We start from the raw sequence: 17833 nt of genomic DNA on the forward strand, positions 1-17833 counted from the left end.
ATTTTACTTTACTTCGGTTAAAAAGGGTAGGCGGGCCTGCGGGGTACGCATCATTTGTTTAATGCCTTTCAGCTGTTCGTAGTATTGATAGCTTTCGCCCAGTTCGGCTTTGGCAAAGTGGGTGCTTACCCGGCTTTGAATGTCGCTGCCAAAACTTTTAAACAGGCTCTTTTGCTCAGGGTAGCCTACTACTTTGTAATCGGTTATCTTGGCTTTTTTGGCGGCGCTGGCAATGGCATCGTTGATGCTGCCCAGGCGGTCAACCAATCCTATCTTTATGGCCTGTTCGCCGGTCCAAACGCGGCCCTGGCCAATGCTGTTAATATATGCTTGCGTTTTATTACGGCCCTTGGCAACGGCGTTGGTAAAATCGCCATAACCGCGGTTAACTTCGTCTTGCAATATTGCACGTTCTTCGGGAGTCAGGGGGCGGGTGGCATCGCCTAAATCGGCGTATTTACCGGTTTTAACACCATCAAAGGTAATACCTAATTTACCGTTTAGGAACTTTTGCATGTTGGGTAATATAGCAAATATGCCTATAGAGCCGGTAATGGTATTAGGTTCGGCTATAATAGAATCGGCAGCGCAGGCAATGTAATAGCCGCCAGATGCTGCATAATCGCCCATGGATACGATAACCGGTTTTACTTGTTTGGTGAGGCTTACTTCGCGCCATATCACGTCGCTGGCTAATGAGCTGCCGCCGGGTGAGTTTACACGCAAAACCACCGCCTTCACATTATCATCTAACCTTACCTTGCGTAAAGCGGCCGATATTTTATCCGAGCCAATGGTGTTATCATCGCCATCGCCGCCTGTAATCTCGCCCGAAGCATAGATCATGGCTATTTGATCGCCCGACGATTTGTTGCCATCATCGGTCGTTTTGCCGTCGTTGTCTTTAGCATACTCGGCTAAGGTTATGCTGCTTAAATCTTTTTTAAAATCGGTATTGGTGAGTTTTTTAAGTTCGCTAAGTACTTCGTCTTTATACTTTAAACCATCTACCAGTTTATACTGTAAAGCATCGGCAGGGTAGTGTATGGTTAAATTGTTGGCCATGCTGTAAAGGCTGTCTTTACTTAAGTGGCGACTTGTGCTTACACAAGTTAAAAACTGGTTGTATAACGAGCCTAAGTAAGCGGTAACCTGCAAGCGGTTGGCATCGCTCATTTTTTCTAAAAAGAAAGGTTCCACAGCGCTTTTGTAAGTACCTACTTTAATAATCTGTGCTTCGATGCCTAGTTTATCTAATGCACCTTTAAAAAAGGTCACCTGCGAACTCATACCCCTAAACTCGAAAATGCCTTTAGGGTTGATATAAACCTTATCGGCTACTGAGGCGAGGTAATAAAAGCCTTGGGTGTAAATTTCGGAGTAAGCAATGATGAATTTTTTAGATTTTTTGAAGTCGATAAGCGCGTTACGTATTTCTTCGGTAGTGGCCTGGCCGCCCATCATGTAGCTGTCGGTCAGGAAAATACCTTTAATATGATCGTCGGTTTTTGCTTTTTTAATGCTGGCTAAAATATCGTTCAGGCCAACGCTTTTATCATCACCCAGGCCTAAAAACGGGAGTGAAGACAGGGGATTGTTAGGCGTACGTTCGGGAATGGCAGTTTTAAAGGAGATGTTCAGGATAGAATTATCATCAACAGTAACGTCTTTATCGCTTGCAGCCGATGCAATTAGCCCAATCACTACGCAGATCATGATTACACCAACTACAATAAAACCTACTATGCTGGCCAGTACGAACTTGAAAAATTGTTTCATTAACTATTTTAAATAATTTATATATGCAAACTTAATCATTGGCTGCATATAAACTTTAGAGCCAACCATATAATATTTGTTACAACATGGTAAACGTTTATTTGTTATTAGGCAGTAATTTGGGAAACAGACTGTTGTATTTACAGGAAGCCGCCCGGCAAATAAATGAGCATGCGGGGCAAGTTGTAACACAATCGGCAGTGTACGAAACGCAAAGCTGGGGAAACACTACGGTGCCCGATTATTTGAACCAGGTATTATTAATACAAACCCATTTATTGCCGCACCATTTGTTGCAGGTGTTGTTGAAAATTGAGTTACAACTCGGCCGCGAACGCCAGGAAAAGTGGGGCGCGCGTACCATGGATATTGATATTTTATTTTATGATAGCGATATTATTGAGGATGTTGATTTGACCGTGCCGCACCCCGAGTTACATAACAGGCGATTTACCTTAGCGCCTCTGGCCGAAATAGCGCCTGATTTTGTACACCCGGTGCTCAATAAAACGATAAGCTTACTCAAATTTGAGCTACATGATGATTTGCAAGTAAAAAAATATATTTTTGAATAACTTTTAATAACTCCTTATGGCTGAAGCGCTATCAAACCCTGAACCTGATCTTTCATTTTTGTACGAAATTGCTGATGGGAGCGATGAGTTCATTATTGAATCGATAGACATGTTTTCGCAGCAAACGCCGCAGCTTCTGGAAGAGATAGGACAGGGCATTGCCGACCAGAACTGGCAGGTAGCCGGAGCAGCCGCCCATAAGTTGAAACCCAACATGGGTTTTTTTGGCATGCATACCCTACAGCAAATGATGGCCGATATTGAGCACATGTCTAAAGGCGGTGTGCCCGACATTAGTCAGATCAGCCAAAAATTCAATACCGCCAAAGGAATGATTGAAGAAAATTTGGTGAGGTTGCAGGCGATCAAAGCGGAGAAGTTAGGGTAATAACTTCTTCAAGCTTGTTGATACCAAACTATATCTAAAAGTTTGGATAAACCGGTTGTCATTTCGAACGACAGTGAGAAATCCTGTTCGAGTGAATAGGTTTCTGCTTTTAAGCTTTGTTTGTGCTTTTAAACTACCTTCGTCTGCTCAATTGCCGCAGTGGCTGTTACTTTGTCATAGCCACAAAGTAACCAAAAGGGCTATCCAGCGCAATTCCTGCCTTTGCCCGCAAGGCCCACTCCCGGCCGGGTGCGCTGGCGGACCCTCGCTTTTTTGAATATCTGCAGGGTTGCTGAACAATGCTGCTACTTCAGCCCTTTCCAGTTCCCTTCCTGGGGAGGGCAGGGAGGGGTTTTTATATCTTAAAGCTTGCACCCATGCGATTGCCACGTCGCTAAAGCTCCTCGCAATGACATGAAGGAAGAATAATATGGTAAGAATCAGAAATATTACTTACGCAGGAACTACCTTGAACGTGTAGCTTTCCATAATTAAATTAGCCAGCAGGTTTTTGCAGGCTTCTTCAGTTTTGGCTTTGGCTACTTCTTCGGTTTCGGCTTCAATTTCTAAGGAAATGTGTTTGCCTATGCGTACATTCTGAATTTCGGCCAAACCCAGGTTTTTCATACTGCCGGTTACGGCTTTACCTTGTGGGTCAAGTATTTCTTTTTTAGGCATTACGTCTATTTCGGCCTGAAACTTCATGATTTTATTAATTTGAGTTGTATGATAGATAAAGCTATGTACATAACGATGATCGCCGGTACGGCTGCAAATTTAAAAAACAATATTAAAATTGCCGAAAACATGAGCAGTATATACCGATAAATATTACGTTGTACATCTTTATTCTTGAATTTTAACGACATCAGCGGCATTTCTAATACCAGCAGCGTACACATGGTTATTACAAAGAATGCCAGGAAGAACGGGTTGAGGATATAGTCGGTAAAAAAGGAATAGTGTTCTTTTAAAATTAATGGGAACGAACCGATGAGGATAGCATTGGCAGGCGTGGGCAGGCCAATAAAGCTGTCGGTCTGGCGTTCATCATTGTTAAACTTAGCCAGCCTGAGCGCCGAAAATACCGGGATCATGAAGGATATGAAGTTGAGGTATTCGCTTACGCCGTTAATTTGCGGGGCTTGCAAAAACAAGCGGTACATGATGAAAGAGGGTAGTACGCCAAAGCTTACCAAATCGGCCAGGGAGTCTAAATCTTTACCAATAACAGAGAACGATTGTAGTACCCGCGAAGCCAATCCGTCGAAGAAATCGAAGATGGCAGCTAAAAATATACAGTAGGCAGCAAATATCAGGTTGTCTTGTAAAGTAACAAAAACTATCCCTACGCAACCACTAAACAGGTTGGCGCAGGTAATAGCGTTAGGTACATGCTTTTGAACGCGTTTCCTCATTTCGGGGCTCAAGATAGCCAATAAATATTAAGGAAAGATGAAGTAAGGTAAATCTTAACCTCATTTTAATACGAATAATATAGCAGATGAGCGCTTAGTGTATGTTATGATGCTCGCATAGCGCTTATGCGAATAACTTGCAAAAGTAGGTTGTCAGTCTTCTACAAGATCAGACTGGCAAAGCGGGTTGTGACTTTGTAAGGCTAAGCCTTGTAGTACAAAAAAAAAGTGTCGTTTCGAGTGCTAACGAGAAATCCTGTTACTCCATGCATATAACCTAGCTTAGCAAATTGAACAAGATCTCTCACTATCGTTCGAGATAACACGGTAGCCATAAAAAACGTCATTGCGAGATTCTCACAATGACGTTGCAAATTAGTTTATTTAAGTTGTTACGAGTTCATCGATACTAAAAACTCTTCGTTGCTGCGGGTGCCACGTATTTGCGACTGCATAAATTCCATTGATTCTACAGAGTTCATGTCAGACAGGTGGTTGCGCAATATCCAAATGCGTTGTAAGGTATCGCGGTCTAACAATAGATCGTCGCGACGGGTGCTTGATGCCGTAATATCAATAGCCGGGAAGATGCGTTTGTTAGACAGTTTACGGTCTAACTGCAGCTCCATGTTACCGGTACCTTTAAACTCTTCAAATATTACCTCATCCATTTTAGAACCAGTTTCGGTTAAGGCAGTGGCAATAATGGTTAACGAACCGCCATCTTCAATATTACGGGCCGCACCAAAGAAGCGTTTTGGCTTATGTAAGGCGTTAGCATCCACACCACCCGATAATATTTTACCTGATGCAGGTGCTACCGTGTTATAAGCACGGGCTAAACGGGTGATGGAATCTAATAAAATAACCACATCATGACCGCACTCTACCATACGCTTGGCTTTCTCAAGCACAATGTTGGCAATTTTCACGTGACGCTCGGCAGGCTCATCAAAGGTTGATGATACCACCTCGGCGCGGACGCTGCGGGCCATATCGGTAACCTCCTCTGGGCGCTCATCAATCAGTAAGATGATCAGGTAAACCTCGGGGTGATTTTTGGCTATGGCGTTAGCCACATCCTTTAACAACATGGTTTTACCTGTTTTGGGCTGAGCCACAATTAAACCACGCTGACCTTTACCAATAGGAGAGAAGAGGTCCATGATGCGGGTAGAATAATTGTTGGCATCGGTAAACAGGTTCATCTTTTCGGATGGGAAAAGCGGCGTTAAGTGATCGAAAGGAACACGGTCGCGCACCTCGGCTGGTATGCGGCCGTTAATAGCTTCCACACGTACCAAAGGGAAATATTTTTCGCCTTCTTTTGGAGGGCGTATGCTGCCACGCACGGTATCGCCGGTTTTTAAGCCAAACAGCTTAATTTGCGATTGCGATACGTAAATATCATCGGGCGAGGTTAAGTAGTTATAGTCTGATGAACGCAAGAAACCGTAACCATCGGGCATAATTTCAAGCACACCTTCATTAACAATAACGTTGTCGAAATCCATGTTAATGGCTTCCTGGTTATTTTTGGTTTGCTGTTGTATGCTGGTTTCACGGTTACCATCGCGTTCGCGGCCGTTGTTATTATCACGGGGCTCGCGGGCTTCGCGTGTATTATTGCCATCGCCACGAGGTTCGCGGGTGTTGGTGCGGGGTTCACGCGTATTTTCACGTGGTTCGCGTACTTCGCGTGTACCTTCCTGCGGGCGGCGTTCAAATTTGGGTGTACGTGCGGCATTATCGGCAGGTTGTTCTGCCTGAGCGTTTTCGTTAACCGTTTCAATAGCCTGCACATCATTAGGCGTGCCTGCCTGGCTGGTTTCGGCTTGTACTATGGTTTCGGGGGCGGCAAATAAATCGGCAGCACTTGCAGCCTCGGGCTTGGTGTCTTTTACAGCACCTGCTTTGGCTTTTACAGTACGTGTACGTTTACGGGGCTTATCGTCTCCGTCTGCATCTTCGCCGTTTTCGGGCTGAGGAGCAGCAGAATTTTTGTCGGTATAATTATCTTGTAAGGCCGATTGTTGTTCCCTTGCGGTTTCAATCAGCTTTTCTTGTTCAACAATGCGGGTAACGAGCTGGGCCTTGCGCAGTTCATCTGCTTCGGCAATACCCAGATCTTTAGCCATTTGACGTAATTCGGACACTAATTTGTCATTCAATTCGTGTGTATCAGGCATGAGAAGAAATATAATTCAAAAGGGATTATTTAATATATAAGAAAATTGATCTTGCTGCTGTAATGCACCTTGAAAAAATACTTTTGGATATTTATAAACAACGTGGGAATTTTACAACTTTTCTTTAGTGCAAGAAAAATTTGTTTTGGAACGCTGCAATAGTAGGTATTTATTTTAGAAAGAACAATTATTTTAAAAAATACTTACATAACGCTAACACTACGGATGATTTTTAGTTTTTTTGGCCTGTAAAAATTATTTATTTCTGCCCCTTATGCTTTCACGCCAGCAATTAATTGACCAGATCAAGCAAAAGAAATCCTTTTTATGTGTGGGTTTAGATACCGATTTAGAAAAGATACCGGCTTTCCTGCACAATTATGCCGATCCTATATTTGAATTTAATAAACGCATTATAGATGCCACCCGCGATTTGTGCGTGGCCTATAAACCCAATGCCGCTTTTTATGAAAGCTATGGCGTAAAGGGTTTACAAAGCCTCATCAGTACCTATGAGTACTTACCTAAAGACTGCCTGAGCATTATAGATGCCAAACGTGGCGATATTGGTAACACCAGCGACCGCTATGCCCGCGCCTTTTTTGATGAAGCTGCCACCGGAATGGGCTTTGATGCCATAACCATAACGCCCTATATGGGGCATGATAGTATTACGCCTTATTTGGCTTACGAAGGCAAATGGGTAATTATCCTGGCGCTTACTTCATCGGTAGGGAGTAAAGATTTTCAATACCTGCAAACTAATGAGGGCTTACTGCACGAAGCGGTTATTAATAAATGCAATACGCTGGCCGGTACCGACCGTATCATGTTTGTGGTAGGCGCCACCAAAGGCGCCGAATTTGAGAATATACGCAAGCATGCACCTCACAACTTTTTGCTGGTACCCGGCGTAGGCGCACAAGGCGGCAGCCTTGAAGATGTTTGCCGTTATGGTATGACTCCTGAATGTGGTTTGCTGGTAAACGCATCCCGTTCCATCATCTACGCCTCCAACGGCGAAGATTTTGCCGATGCGGCCCGCGCTGAAGCGCTTAAATTACAGCAGCAAATGGCCGAGGAGTTGGAGAAGGCAGGGATAAGCCCCTCCTAAATCCTCCCCGGGAGGGAGGACTTTAAAAAGACTGCTCAAAAGCCCTCCCTCCCGGGGAGGGTTGGGAGGGGCTTACAGGCTCTACAAATACCTGTTTATAATGCGGGTACCGGTTTTGTACGGCGTTGCGTATGTGGCTAATGGCATCGGTAATTTGCGTGTTGCCGGCTTGTGGTATAAAGCTGATCTTTAATACCAAGATGACTTCTTCGGGAGCCAGGTAGGTTGACAGGTGATGAGCAACTTGGTTAACCATAGGGTCGCTTTCGGCAATTTGTATAACCGATTGCAGTTCATCGGCCGGAGGTGTTTCTCCCATCAACAGGCTACGGCTCTCGCGTACCAATAATATAGCCACTGCGGTAAGCAGTAGGCCTATCATGATAGAAGCAATACCATCAATGTATGGGTTCTCCAATAGCTGCCCTAATAAAATACCTGTAAACGCGATCAGGATACCTATCACATCGGCTGCGTCCTCAAACAAAACCACAAAGGTAGATGGGTCTTTACTATCGTGCACCGCTTTCCAAAAAGGGGTATCGCCACGTTGGCGCTTGAACTCTTTAATAGCCGTAATGAACGATATGCCATCGAAAACAAAAGCGATGCCCAGTACAATATAATTCCATATAGGGTTACGCACTTCTTCGGGATTCATTATATGCTCAATACCCTCATAAATGGAAAAGCCACCACCCAAAGCAAAAAACAACAGCGACACCACGAATGACCAGAAATATAACTCGCGGCCATAACCAAAGGGTCGTGCCTCATCTGCTGGTTTTTGGCTCTTGCTAATGCCTAAAAGTAGCAAAACCTCGTTGCTGGTATCAACCAATGAGTGTATACCCTCCGATACCATGGCCGAACTGCCGGTAAATACCGCCGCCGCCAGCTTAGTAATAGCAATAAGTAAGTTGGCCGCCAAGGCGGTATAGATAGGGGTTTTAGAAGCGGGCATATTAATAATACACGTTTTATGTTAATAGGTTTGCATAAATAACCACAGGCTTAACAAAGGCCGCTTAAATTAAACTTCTTCAAAAAAATGTAATAAACGTGATGGATTATAAATAAAATGATAATCAATCCTGCAATAAATTATATTTGTGCAGAAATACTTTGAAAAAGCGTCAGGCAAAAATATTATCATCGCTCTTGCTCCTGTTCACATTCGTGGTAGGGCAGGTGATTATTTTTGCGCATACGCACAAGTTTGACCGTCAAACTGAAAAACACTACGCTGCTCAAAAAGATAAATCTAAAGTATCTGAAGACAATTGCCCCATTTGCGTTCAGCATGGTAATGCGCAGTTGCTGCTACAGCAACACCAGTTTAATTTCTGGTCGTTAAACAGTTCTTATACACCTGTGGCATTTTCGGCCATATACCAAAGCATAGAATTACTTCTTTCGGGTAACAGAGGTCCGCCTGCTGTATAATCTTAATTCCATAAGCGATCGTTCATTGCAACGATTGCATTCTTATTGTATTTAAAATTATTTCAGCTATCTCATTTTTTATCATGAAAGTTAAATTATTGGGCAGTTTACTACTGCTTATATTACCCGTTTATTTATTTGCGGCCGCTGCTGCATTTACCGGCAAAGTAACCGATGCCAAAACCAACGAACCTATTATAGGTGCAACCGTAACCATATCGCAACTCAAAATAAGTACCAGTACCAATGCCAACGGCGAATTTACCTTCGACCGCCTGCCGGCCCGTGGCCGTTACGTGGTAGAAGTGCGTTACTTAGGCTATCAAACGCTGGTTAAAACGGTCGATCTGTCCACACCGGCATCATTCAATTTTGCCTTAACCTCCAGTACTATTGAAGCGCGCGAGGTGGTAGTTACCGGTACGCTTATTGCCTCTACCAGTAAAAACAGCAGCACATCGGCAGCGGTGGTAAATAAAGAAGAGTTGCAAGGCTCTTATACTAACCTGATTGATGCTTTGGCCAAGCAAGTGCCAGGCGTAAGCCAAATTAGTACCGGTCCGGGTATATCCAAGCCGGTTATCCGTGGTTTAGGATACAACCGTGTAGTTACCCTGAGCGATGGTGTGAAACAGCAAGGCCAGCAATGGGGCGATGAGCACGGCATAGAAATTGACCAGTACCAGGCCGATAAGGTAGAAGTGCTGCGTGGTGCAGCCTCCCTGCAATATGGCTCTGATGCCATAGGCGGTGTAATTAATTTGGTTGAACCTTTGGCACCTGCGCCTGGGTTAATTAAAGGCGAAGTATTATCAAATTACTCTACCAATAATGGTTTAAGCGGAACATCATTGATGTTAACCGGTAACGAAAACGGTTTTGTATGGCGCGGTCGTGGTTCTTACCAAAACGCGTATTCGTTTAAAACGCCAAACGGTTATTTTCCTAACAGCGGTTACAATAATACCAATGTGAGCGGCATGCTGGGCTTAAACAAAAGCTGGGGCTACTCGCATTTAAATTTTTCTTATTACAAAAATAACATCGGTTTCTTTGACCCTGAGTCGGTTGAAGAGTTGTACACCACCGAGCATTCGCGCACGCTTGATTTCCCGCGCCAGGACATACGTCATTATAAAATAGCGTTTAATAACAATTTTGTAATAGGCGAGGGTTCGTTAAAGGTTGATTTAGGATATCAGAAAAACCAGCGCCGCGAACTGGAAGACAGTGCCGATCCCTCACTGTTTTTCGACCTGAATACCTATTCGTTAGATACCAAGTATACGCTTCCATCTAAAAACGGTTGGGAGCCGGTAATTGGTGTAAGCGGCAGTTGGGGACATAGCTTAAATAAGGCCGAAGAAAAACTGATACCTGAATATGATGCTTATGCAGCCGGTGTATTTGGTTTTGTAAAGAAAACCTACGGAGATAACACGGTAAGTGCAGGTGTGCGTTACGATTATATTAAAAACAACGGTAAACAGCTTTTTGAAGAAGGCGAAGAAAAGTTTACCGGCTTTAAAAATACCTTCAACAGTATTAGCGGTGCCCTGGGTTATACCCATGTGTTTAACGATAATGTAAACTTTAAGGCCAATGCAGGTTCGGCCTTCCGTGCGCCAAACCCGGCCGAGTTAGGCTCTAACGGTGTGCATGAGGGTACCTTCAGGTATGAAGTGGGTAATGGTAATTTAAGCCCTGAAAGGAGCTACCAGGCCGACGCTACCTTGGAATTTGGAACCGGCATATTAACGGGAAGTTTGGGTGTTTATGAAAACTATGTTCATAATTTCATCTACGCCTCCAATACCAACAACGAAACTATAGAAGTACCAACCGAAGACCTGGGCAAGTACCCGGTTTACCGTTACGGACAGGTGAACGCTAACCTTTACGGTGCAGAAGCCAGTTTAACTATCCACCCGGTGAGCTACCTGCACTTTGAGAATACATTTGGCTATACTCACGCGCAAAACACCACGCTCGATCGTCCGTTGCCGTTTATACCGGCGGGTACCATGCACAACACATTACGTTTTGAGCCAAAAGTAAAAGGACTTAATGCCTTCTATCTTTCGTTAGGCATAGATAATTACTTTAAGCAAAACCGTGTTGATGCTACATTTGAGACAACTACGGCTTCTTATACCTTGTTGAATGCAGGTATAGGGGCTACCTTTAAACTGGGTGCTCAAAAATTAAAGCTTTATGTGTCGGGCTATAACCTTACCGATAAACGTTACTATGATGCTTTAAGCCGTTTAAAACCCGGCCGTTTAGATCAAACTAACACCGCGCTGGGCGTTTATAACCCCGGTCGTAATATTACTTTCGGTTTCTTTTTACCTTTCGATATCAGGTAAACGGTCAATTTACTGGTTCATCAAAAAGGGTGTTTGTTCAACGGAACAAGCACCCTTTTTGTTATGTGGATTATAAAATTGATATTAAGGAAAAAATGTCATTTCGAGTGTTAACGAGAAATCCTGTTACTCCTGCAATGGGGCTACATGCAATTTTGAACAAGATCTCTCACTATCGTTCGAGATGACAAAAACAGATCACGCACCTATGGCAAATCGTTTTCGGTTCTCGGGTAATCGGGGTTCATGCGGTTTTCGTTCAATGACTGATCGGTCAGGCTATCCCTGGTTCCGGTTTCGGGTAGTAACCTTTCGGGGGCGGTTTCCTGGCGGCGGCGATTATAAAGGCGGTTAGCATTAAACTGCTCGTGCTCATAAAAATCTTCGGTAGGGGTTGAGCCTATGGCACCCATGCCCATGCCCGCCGCACCCATGCTCGAAAACGTACTGCGAATATGCCTTTCATGCTCCTCGTTCAGTGCGCCTCTTTCATAATCGGGCAGGGTTTCAATGTGCGCTACAGTTACCTGCGGCACCACCACATAATCGTTATCTTCATGCAGTTCGGCCACACCAATAGGAATGAGTACTTTGCGTGCCGGTAAGCGCAGGTCGTTAGCATCGGTGTCAACCACCATATAACGTACTTTTTGGGTTTGGGGGTTAAACAGCAGTTCTTCTACATCGCCAATTACCTCGCCCAAATCATTCTTTACATCCCAGCCCTTAATGTTGGGCTGGTCGTCTGCTACTTCAAAATCGCTGCCGCTCAATTCTTCCAGGCGGCTGTATTCTAAATCGTTATCTTCTATAGCCATAGTAGTGTTGGTGTTATAATTTTATAATTGTTTTTAGTTCAATATAGGTGTACGCACCTTGCTAACCGCGTTAAAGCTGACCGCAGTTTGCCCGTAAATGTTGTTTTTTTTCAGAACGGATGTTGATGAATTGGCGTCGCTATCTTGCTTGCCGGTATTTTGGCCAGTGCCCCGTAAAAAGAAATACAATAAGGCAACTGCAATAATCAGCAGTAAGATCCAAAGCCATCCCGGGGTTCTGTTTTTCGGTTTTACATCAATATCAGCCATGAGGAATAAATGATTATGATTATACTTGGTTTAACTTCTGTATAAACTAATTTCGTTATAGATAGTTTTTGGCCGAATGCGTTAATCTTATCAGGAAGCTTTATTCCTCCCTGCTCTTATATTAGTCATCAAAATTGAAACATATCGCCGGTGATTAACCTTTAGTAAATAAAATTAATATTTTATGTTCGATCAAATTTTAAATATGGTAAAGGAGCAGATGGGTAGTCACCCTCAGGCTTCTCAGGTAATACCTGCAGAACATGCCGATGCCATTCATCATGAAATTGCAGGTGCGGTAGAAAATGGTGTAAAAAGCCAGGCAGCAAGTCCGGGTGGTATAGGTAGTATGTTATCATCTTTGGCAGGAGCCAGTTCGGGCAGCCCCGTTGCCAATGCTATAACCGGTGGTTTAATGGGTACATTAACCAGTAAATTTAATTTACCACCGGCTGCAACAGGTGCTATTGCTGCAGCTATACCCGGCATTCTTCAAAAATTTGCCCATAAAACCAACGATCCTAATGACCATAGCTTAACAGCCGATAGCATATTAGGATCGTTAGGCGGTGGAGGAAATGCTTTGGGTGGAGCCCTTGGCGGATTATTTTGATTACAACGAAATTAAGCTTATCATTATTCGGGCAAGTGACTGTATGACACTTGCCCCCAATTTATAGATGCCGATACCCATGAACCAGCAAGATCAAGTATTTAATCCGAACTTTTTAACCCGCAAAAGGCAGGTTGGCGATAAACTGGCCGATGATTTTGTGGAACGCAGCTTTAATAACCCTGCATCGAAGCAAGCTTTGCGCGAGTACCTGGCTAACTTAAATGATAACACACAGCTTGGTAATTTGCCTCTGGCTTACATTAATGAACCGTTGTTTACCCTTGCCGCCCGCTTACCCGAGTGGGCCAATGTAAAACAAATGGAGCAGGGCGCTGCCTTTTTTGCAAGGTATGCCAACCTGGTGATGAATATGCTGGGCTTGTTAAGTTTACCTTACTGCTATGCCGCGGCAGATGGTGCGCGTGTGTTGTATTTGAGCGAACGCATACGTAACGATACCGCCAAACGCCTACAGGAAACCGGCGATTTTGTATGGGAAGTAATGGCACCTAACGCTTTTAGCGCTGATGGTAAAGCTTTTGCCAGTATTTTAAAAGTGCGCCTAATACACGCGGCAGCCCGTTATTACACGCTGCAAAGCGGCCAATGGAACACTGCCGACTGGGGCCTGCCGGTTAACCAGGAAGATATGGCGGGTACCAACCTATCGTTCTCGTTACTGGTTATACGCGGTTTACGCAAGCTTGATATTGCGGTGAGTTATGACGAACAGCAGTCTTTTATGCATTTGTGGAATGTAATTGGCTCGCTCTCTGGCCTGGAAGATAACTTTTTACCCGATGACGGTAAACAGGCCATAGCACTTGAACAGGCCATTAGCAGTCACCAGTTCAAACCCTCAACAGAAGGGCGGGCGCTTACCAAAGCACTTACTAACTATTTTACCTCCTTAAATTTGCAGCCTCCTTTTGGCAGCAAAGAAACTGTACAGCTCATGCGCTTTTTAATAGGCGACGAGGTGGCCGACATTTTGGCCCTGCCAGCCGGTAAAGCCCCCGCTACGGTAATTAATTTGCTTAAGCTAAGTGGTACTTTGCAGCAATTTAAACGGCAGCCGTCGGCAAATGCAACTTACAATAAACAGTATAACAGCTTTAAAAAGCAGCAAGAAAGTTTTAGCTGATGTGTGGTAAAAAATCCTTGTCATTTCGAGTGCTAATGAGAAATCTTGTTTATTCATGCTTTTGATCTACTTTGCAGTTTGAACAGGATCTCTCACTAACGTTCGAGATGACATTGATGGTTATCAAAAAAAAGCCGCATTAAGTAAATAATGCGGCTTGCGTATTTTGAGGGATGAAACTAATTAATCAACCACTTCTAATTGCGGTTGGGTATGCAGTTCTTCATTTTTCTTACCAAACAACCTGTTCTTTAAATTTACGCGGATGAGGTACATACATGGTACCAGTATCAGCGTAATTACAGTGGCAAAGCCTAAGCCGAAGATCATGGTCCAGGCTAAAGGTCCCCAAAAGGCCACGTTATCGCCACCAAAGTGAATGTGCGGGTTAAAGTGAGTAAATAAGCCTACGAAATCAATGTTGAAACCTACCGCCAAGGGTATTAAACCTAATATGGCGGCAGTAGCGGTCAGCAATACAGGTGTCATCCGGGTATGGCCTGCTTCTACCACAGCATCGTGTACGCTGGTGCCTTGTTCTATAAGCATATCGGTGAACTCCACCAGTAAGATACCATTACGTACGACCACACCGGCCAGGGCTATAATGCCAATACCCGTCATTACGATAGACATGGTCATGCCGAACAAGCTGATACCCAGCAGTACGCCAATGATACTAAAGAAAATCTCGCTGATGATGATGAGCGTTTTGCCGATGGAGTTAAACTGGATCATCAAAATAACCAGGATCAAACCAAACGAGGTTGCTAAGGCACCCAAAAGGAAGTTCATGGCTTCCATCTGGTCTTCCTGACCGCCACCCTGACGGATGATAATGTTATCAGGCTTTTTAAAGCTCTTAATAGCTTGCAAAATGTTAGCATTAACATCGTTAGCGTTAAACGGTTTAATAACGTTGGAGCCCAGCGTTAACACCCTGCGCTGTTGTTTACGCTTAATGTTACTGTAGGTGTTGGTATAACGCACATCGGTAAAGGCAGAGATAGGTACCTGGCGTATAGAACCGCCGGTAGCTAAATCACGGTAAGTGATCTTGAGGTTACGCAATTCGTCAATATTACTGCGCTGCTCAGGCAGTGCCCTTACTTTAATTTGGTAATCGTCTTCTTTCGTATTCCTGAAATCTGCTGCTTTCAAGCCTAAAATGGCTGCAGCAAGATTTTGTGTAATTTGGCCCGAGCTAATGCCTTCACGGTTGGCCCTTTCGCGGTCTACGTCAAATACAATAACCGGCTTGTCGCTTTGCACATCGGCAGTAAGGTTTTCTATACCGGCAATGTTTTGCTTAGCCAGGTAGTTTTTTAAACGATTGCCTGTTTTAACCAACGAATCCAGATCATCGCCAATTAATTCGATACTAATATCTTTTTGTACCGGCGGACCGCTGCTTTCTTGTGCTACGGAAATTTTTACACCGGGTATAATGCCATTAACCGATTTACGGATCTTAGCCAATATAGCCTTGGTATCGGCACCATCACGCTCGCCAAATTCAACAAAGGCCACGGTAACTTTACCCTTGTTTTGGTAATCGCCCTGGTCTTCATCCTGAGGGTCGGTAACGCTTTTGGTTACGTTAGAAATAATAGAAGAAACTACTTCTTTGTCAGGCTCAACCACCTGGGCTACACGCTGCTCTACTTTTTTAGTTACAGCATCGGTAGTAGCCTGGTCGGTACCAATGGGCATGGTAATGTACACGTAGGCAAAGTTAGGGTCGCCCGAAGGGAAAAACTCCGGTGTTTTACCTAATATGCTATTAACAACCAAGGCCAATATGAATAATACAAAAGTACCTATCAGTATGGTAATAGGGCGTCGCACAGCACGTTCCAGCCACTTGGCGTACCAGTTTTGAAACTTGGGCCAGCTATTCTTTTGGAACCTGTCAATAATTTTCAACAAGAAGAAATGGTTGATCAGGTACAGGACGATAATAACCACCATAAAGTTACCAAAACCAAAGCTGAAGAAGTAGGAAATAACGGTAGCTATACCCAGATAAATTAAAGCCCGCTTGGTAGGCTTATCTAACTTAGGGTTTTCGTGCTCACCATCATGATGCGGCTTCATAAAATCAACCGCGAACACAGGATTCATAATATAGGCCACCACTAAAGATGCCAAAAGCGTGATAATCAACGTAACAGGCAAGAATTTCATAAACTCGCCAATTATGCTGTTCCAAAACATTAGCGGAACAAAAGGCGCCAAGGTAGTCATAGTACCCGAAAATACAGGAAGGAACACCTCGCCAGCAGCTGTTTTTGCGGCTTCTTTAATGGGCACTTTTCCATTGTCGAAGATACGGTGAGTGTTTTCAATTACCACAATGGCATCATCTACAACAATACCCAAAGCCAATAGGAAAGAGAACAGTACGATCATGTTCAATGTATATCCAAGCCAAGGCAATATGAGGAAAGCGATGAAGCAAGACAAGGGAACCGATAGTGCCACAAATATCGCGTTGGTTGTTCCCATAAAGAACATCAAGATAACTGTTACTAAAATGAAACCAATGATAATGGTGTTAATCAGGTCATTCAGCGTAGTACGTGTTTTGTCAGACTGGTCGCCAGTAACCGTTACATTCAGGCCTTTGGGGAAAACCGTTTCCTGTTTCTCTTTAATAAGAGCATTGATTTTGTCAGATGCCTCAATAAGGTTTTCACCCGAACGTTTACTCACGTTTAATGTAATAACATTTTTAAAGCTCGGATTGGCAGGCGTTTTTAAACGTGCGTAGCTTTCCTGTTCTAAAAACGAATCTTTAACGTCGGCAATGTCGCGTAAATATACCGCTTGGCCTTTAGGGTTGCGTATAACCATGGCAGCAACCTCATCGGCATTCTTGAAATCTTGTCTCAGGTCAATACTGCGCCTAACGCCATCAGTTTTTATAGTTCCTACTGATGATAAAATATTCTCGTTTCCTACAGCGCGGATGATGTCATCGAACGTTATCTGAGCGGCCGACATCTTATTCATATCAACATTGATCTGAATTTCGGGCGTTAAGGCACCAATTTCATCTACTTTCGAAATTTCCTTGTAGCCTTCAATCTCATCTTTCAAGATATCGGCGTATTCCTTTAGTTTCTTCAGGTCATAATCACCCGAAAGGTTAACGTAAAGGATAGGTAAGTCAGCCACATTAATGTCTGATACCGTAGGTTCTTTAAAGTTATTATCGTTTTTAGGCAAATCTTCTTTAGCCTTGTCAACGGCATCCTGTACATCAATTTTAGCATCTTTAACCTTAATGTTAGGGTTAAACTCGGCCGTAATAACCGACACGTTTTGTAAGGAGTTAGAAGTTACCTTCTTTAACCCTTTAAGCGATTTTAGCTTTTTTTCAATTTGCCTTGTCACTAAATTTTCTACGTTTTGCGGCGACTGGCCTATAAATGTAGTGGTTACAAATATTTTAGGTACGGCAATATCCGGGAAGTTTTCTTTGGGCAGGTTGTTGTAGCTTATGAGTCCCAGCACCGTAATGAGGAACATGAGCACGTAAATTGCCGTTTTATTATCGATAGCCCAACTGGAGGGCCCGAATTCTTTTTTTACATCTTTCATATGATACAGATCAGGATGTTAATATATATACCATGGAGGCTATTCAAATTATAGGTCATTGTGAGGAGCGTTAGCGACGTGGCAATCTCTTCGCGTTCGGT

General features: G+C 43.7%; 15 protein-coding genes. 7 read left to right on the forward strand and 8 right to left on the reverse strand.

The features are described 5' to 3' along the window. Positions 1-3: 3 nt before the first annotated feature. On the reverse strand, positions 4-1779 hold the full coding sequence (gene sppA, locus IEV61_RS07200) for a signal peptide peptidase SppA (RefSeq protein ID WP_188415207.1): 1776 nt from the start codon (positions 1777-1779) through the stop codon (positions 4-6). An 86-nt stretch (positions 1780-1865) separates the two neighbouring features. Here sppA and folK point away from each other — a divergent pair, with 86 nt between their 5' ends. Beyond that, positions 1866-2354, forward strand: a complete 489-nt coding sequence (gene folK / locus IEV61_RS07205) for a 2-amino-4-hydroxy-6-hydroxymethyldihydropteridine diphosphokinase (protein ID WP_188415209.1) — start codon at positions 1866-1868, stop codon at positions 2352-2354. A 16-nt stretch (positions 2355-2370) separates the two neighbouring features. After that, the gene (locus IEV61_RS07210) at positions 2371-2742 is read left to right on the forward strand and encodes an Hpt domain-containing protein (protein WP_188415211.1); all 372 of its coding nucleotides are present in this window, start codon (positions 2371-2373) and stop codon (positions 2740-2742) included. Positions 2743-3195: 453 nt separating this feature from the next. Here IEV61_RS07210 and purS read toward each other — a convergent pair whose 3' ends face one another. The 3 genes from purS to rho all read right to left on the reverse strand — a co-directional run bounded on the left by purS (position 3196) and on the right by rho (position 6349). After that, positions 3196-3447, reverse strand: a complete 252-nt coding sequence (purS, locus tag IEV61_RS07215; protein WP_188415213.1) for a phosphoribosylformylglycinamidine synthase subunit PurS — start codon at positions 3445-3447, stop codon at positions 3196-3198. Further along, positions 3444-4160, reverse strand: coding sequence for a CDP-alcohol phosphatidyltransferase family protein (locus IEV61_RS07220; protein WP_188415215.1), 717 nt, complete (start codon positions 4158-4160; stop codon positions 3444-3446). The genes purS and IEV61_RS07220 overlap by 4 nt, the downstream gene beginning before the upstream one ends. A gap of 392 nt (positions 4161-4552) precedes the next feature. Beyond that, positions 4553-6349: a transcription termination factor Rho gene (gene rho, locus IEV61_RS07225; RefSeq protein ID WP_188415217.1), complete on the reverse strand. Its 1797-nt coding sequence runs from the start codon at positions 6347-6349 to the stop codon at positions 4553-4555. A gap of 274 nt (positions 6350-6623) precedes the next feature. Here rho and pyrF point away from each other — a divergent pair, with 274 nt between their 5' ends. Continuing rightward, positions 6624-7463, forward strand: coding sequence for an orotidine-5'-phosphate decarboxylase (pyrF, locus tag IEV61_RS07230; RefSeq protein WP_188415219.1), 840 nt, complete (start codon positions 6624-6626; stop codon positions 7461-7463). Positions 7464-7485: 22 nt separating this feature from the next. On the opposite strand, the gene IEV61_RS07235 is transcribed toward pyrF, so the two are convergent. Next, the gene (locus IEV61_RS07235; RefSeq protein ID WP_188415220.1) at positions 7486-8427 is read right to left on the reverse strand and encodes a cation diffusion facilitator family transporter; all 942 of its coding nucleotides are present in this window, start codon (positions 8425-8427) and stop codon (positions 7486-7488) included. A gap of 161 nt (positions 8428-8588) precedes the next feature. On the opposite strand from IEV61_RS07235, the gene IEV61_RS07240 reads away from it, so the two are divergent. Both IEV61_RS07240 and IEV61_RS07245 read left to right on the forward strand, forming a co-directional pair. Then, entirely contained in the window at positions 8589-8909 is a 321-nt protein-coding gene (locus tag IEV61_RS07240; protein WP_188415222.1) for a hypothetical protein, read from the forward strand. An 83-nt stretch (positions 8910-8992) separates the two neighbouring features. Beyond that, positions 8993-11278, forward strand: coding sequence for a TonB-dependent receptor (locus IEV61_RS07245; RefSeq protein WP_188415224.1), 2286 nt, complete (start codon positions 8993-8995; stop codon positions 11276-11278). A 206-nt stretch (positions 11279-11484) separates the two neighbouring features. Here the strand turns inward: IEV61_RS07245 and IEV61_RS07250 are convergent, their stop codons facing one another. Beyond that, on the reverse strand, positions 11485-12096 hold the full coding sequence (locus IEV61_RS07250) for a PRC-barrel domain-containing protein (protein WP_188415226.1): 612 nt from the start codon (positions 12094-12096) through the stop codon (positions 11485-11487). A gap of 33 nt (positions 12097-12129) precedes the next feature. Beyond that, positions 12130-12366, reverse strand: a complete 237-nt coding sequence (locus tag IEV61_RS07255; protein ID WP_188415229.1) for a hypothetical protein — start codon at positions 12364-12366, stop codon at positions 12130-12132. 184 nt (positions 12367-12550) lie between these two features. Here IEV61_RS07255 and IEV61_RS07260 point away from each other — a divergent pair, with 184 nt between their 5' ends. Together IEV61_RS07260 and IEV61_RS07265 are read left to right on the forward strand one after the other, a co-directional pair. Next, a complete protein-coding gene (locus IEV61_RS07260; protein ID WP_188415230.1) occupies positions 12551-12979 on the forward strand; it encodes a hypothetical protein in 429 nt (142 codons plus the stop codon). Between the two features lie 79 nt (positions 12980-13058). Next, complete coding sequence (locus IEV61_RS07265; protein WP_188415232.1) at positions 13059-14126, forward strand: oxygenase MpaB family protein; 1068 nt, start codon at positions 13059-13061, stop codon at positions 14124-14126. A 183-nt stretch (positions 14127-14309) separates the two neighbouring features. Here IEV61_RS07265 and IEV61_RS07270 read toward each other — a convergent pair whose 3' ends face one another. Next, on the reverse strand, positions 14310-17732 hold the full coding sequence (locus tag IEV61_RS07270) for an efflux RND transporter permease subunit (protein ID WP_188415234.1): 3423 nt from the start codon (positions 17730-17732) through the stop codon (positions 14310-14312). Positions 17733-17833 lie beyond the last annotated feature (101 nt).

The sequence above is a fragment of the Mucilaginibacter galii genome (assembly GCF_014635825.1).
In the GTDB taxonomy this organism is placed as follows: Bacteria; Bacteroidota; Bacteroidia; order Sphingobacteriales; family Sphingobacteriaceae; genus Mucilaginibacter; species Mucilaginibacter galii.

Bases quoted from the DNA above. Each gene is read 5' to 3' on its own strand.
- sppA (WP_188415207.1), bottom strand. From the start codon at position 1,779: ATGAAACAATTTTTCAAGTTCGTACTGGCCAGCATAGTAGGTTTTATT.
- folK (WP_188415209.1), top strand. From the start codon at position 1,866: ATGGTAAACGTTTATTTGTTATTAGGCAGTAATTTGGGAAACAGACTG.
- IEV61_RS07210 (WP_188415211.1), top strand. From the start codon at position 2,371: ATGGCTGAAGCGCTATCAAACCCTGAACCTGATCTTTCATTTTTGTAC.
- purS (WP_188415213.1), bottom strand. From the start codon at position 3,447: ATGAAGTTTCAGGCCGAAATAGACGTAATGCCTAAAAAAGAAATACTT.
- IEV61_RS07220 (WP_188415215.1), bottom strand. From the start codon at position 4,160: ATGAGGAAACGCGTTCAAAAGCATGTACCTAACGCTATTACCTGCGCC.
- rho (WP_188415217.1), bottom strand. From the start codon at position 6,349: ATGCCTGATACACACGAATTGAATGACAAATTAGTGTCCGAATTACGT.
- pyrF (WP_188415219.1), top strand. From the start codon at position 6,624: ATGCTTTCACGCCAGCAATTAATTGACCAGATCAAGCAAAAGAAATCC.
- IEV61_RS07235 (WP_188415220.1), bottom strand. From the start codon at position 8,427: ATGCCCGCTTCTAAAACCCCTATCTATACCGCCTTGGCGGCCAACTTA.
- IEV61_RS07245 (WP_188415224.1), top strand. From the start codon at position 8,993: ATGAAAGTTAAATTATTGGGCAGTTTACTACTGCTTATATTACCCGTT.
- IEV61_RS07250 (WP_188415226.1), bottom strand. From the start codon at position 12,096: ATGGCTATAGAAGATAACGATTTAGAATACAGCCGCCTGGAAGAATTG.
- IEV61_RS07255 (WP_188415229.1), bottom strand. From the start codon at position 12,366: ATGGCTGATATTGATGTAAAACCGAAAAACAGAACCCCGGGATGGCTT.
- IEV61_RS07260 (WP_188415230.1), top strand. From the start codon at position 12,551: ATGTTCGATCAAATTTTAAATATGGTAAAGGAGCAGATGGGTAGTCAC.
- IEV61_RS07265 (WP_188415232.1), top strand. From the start codon at position 13,059: ATGAACCAGCAAGATCAAGTATTTAATCCGAACTTTTTAACCCGCAAA.
- IEV61_RS07270 (WP_188415234.1), bottom strand. From the start codon at position 17,732: ATGAAAGATGTAAAAAAAGAATTCGGGCCCTCCAGTTGGGCTATCGAT.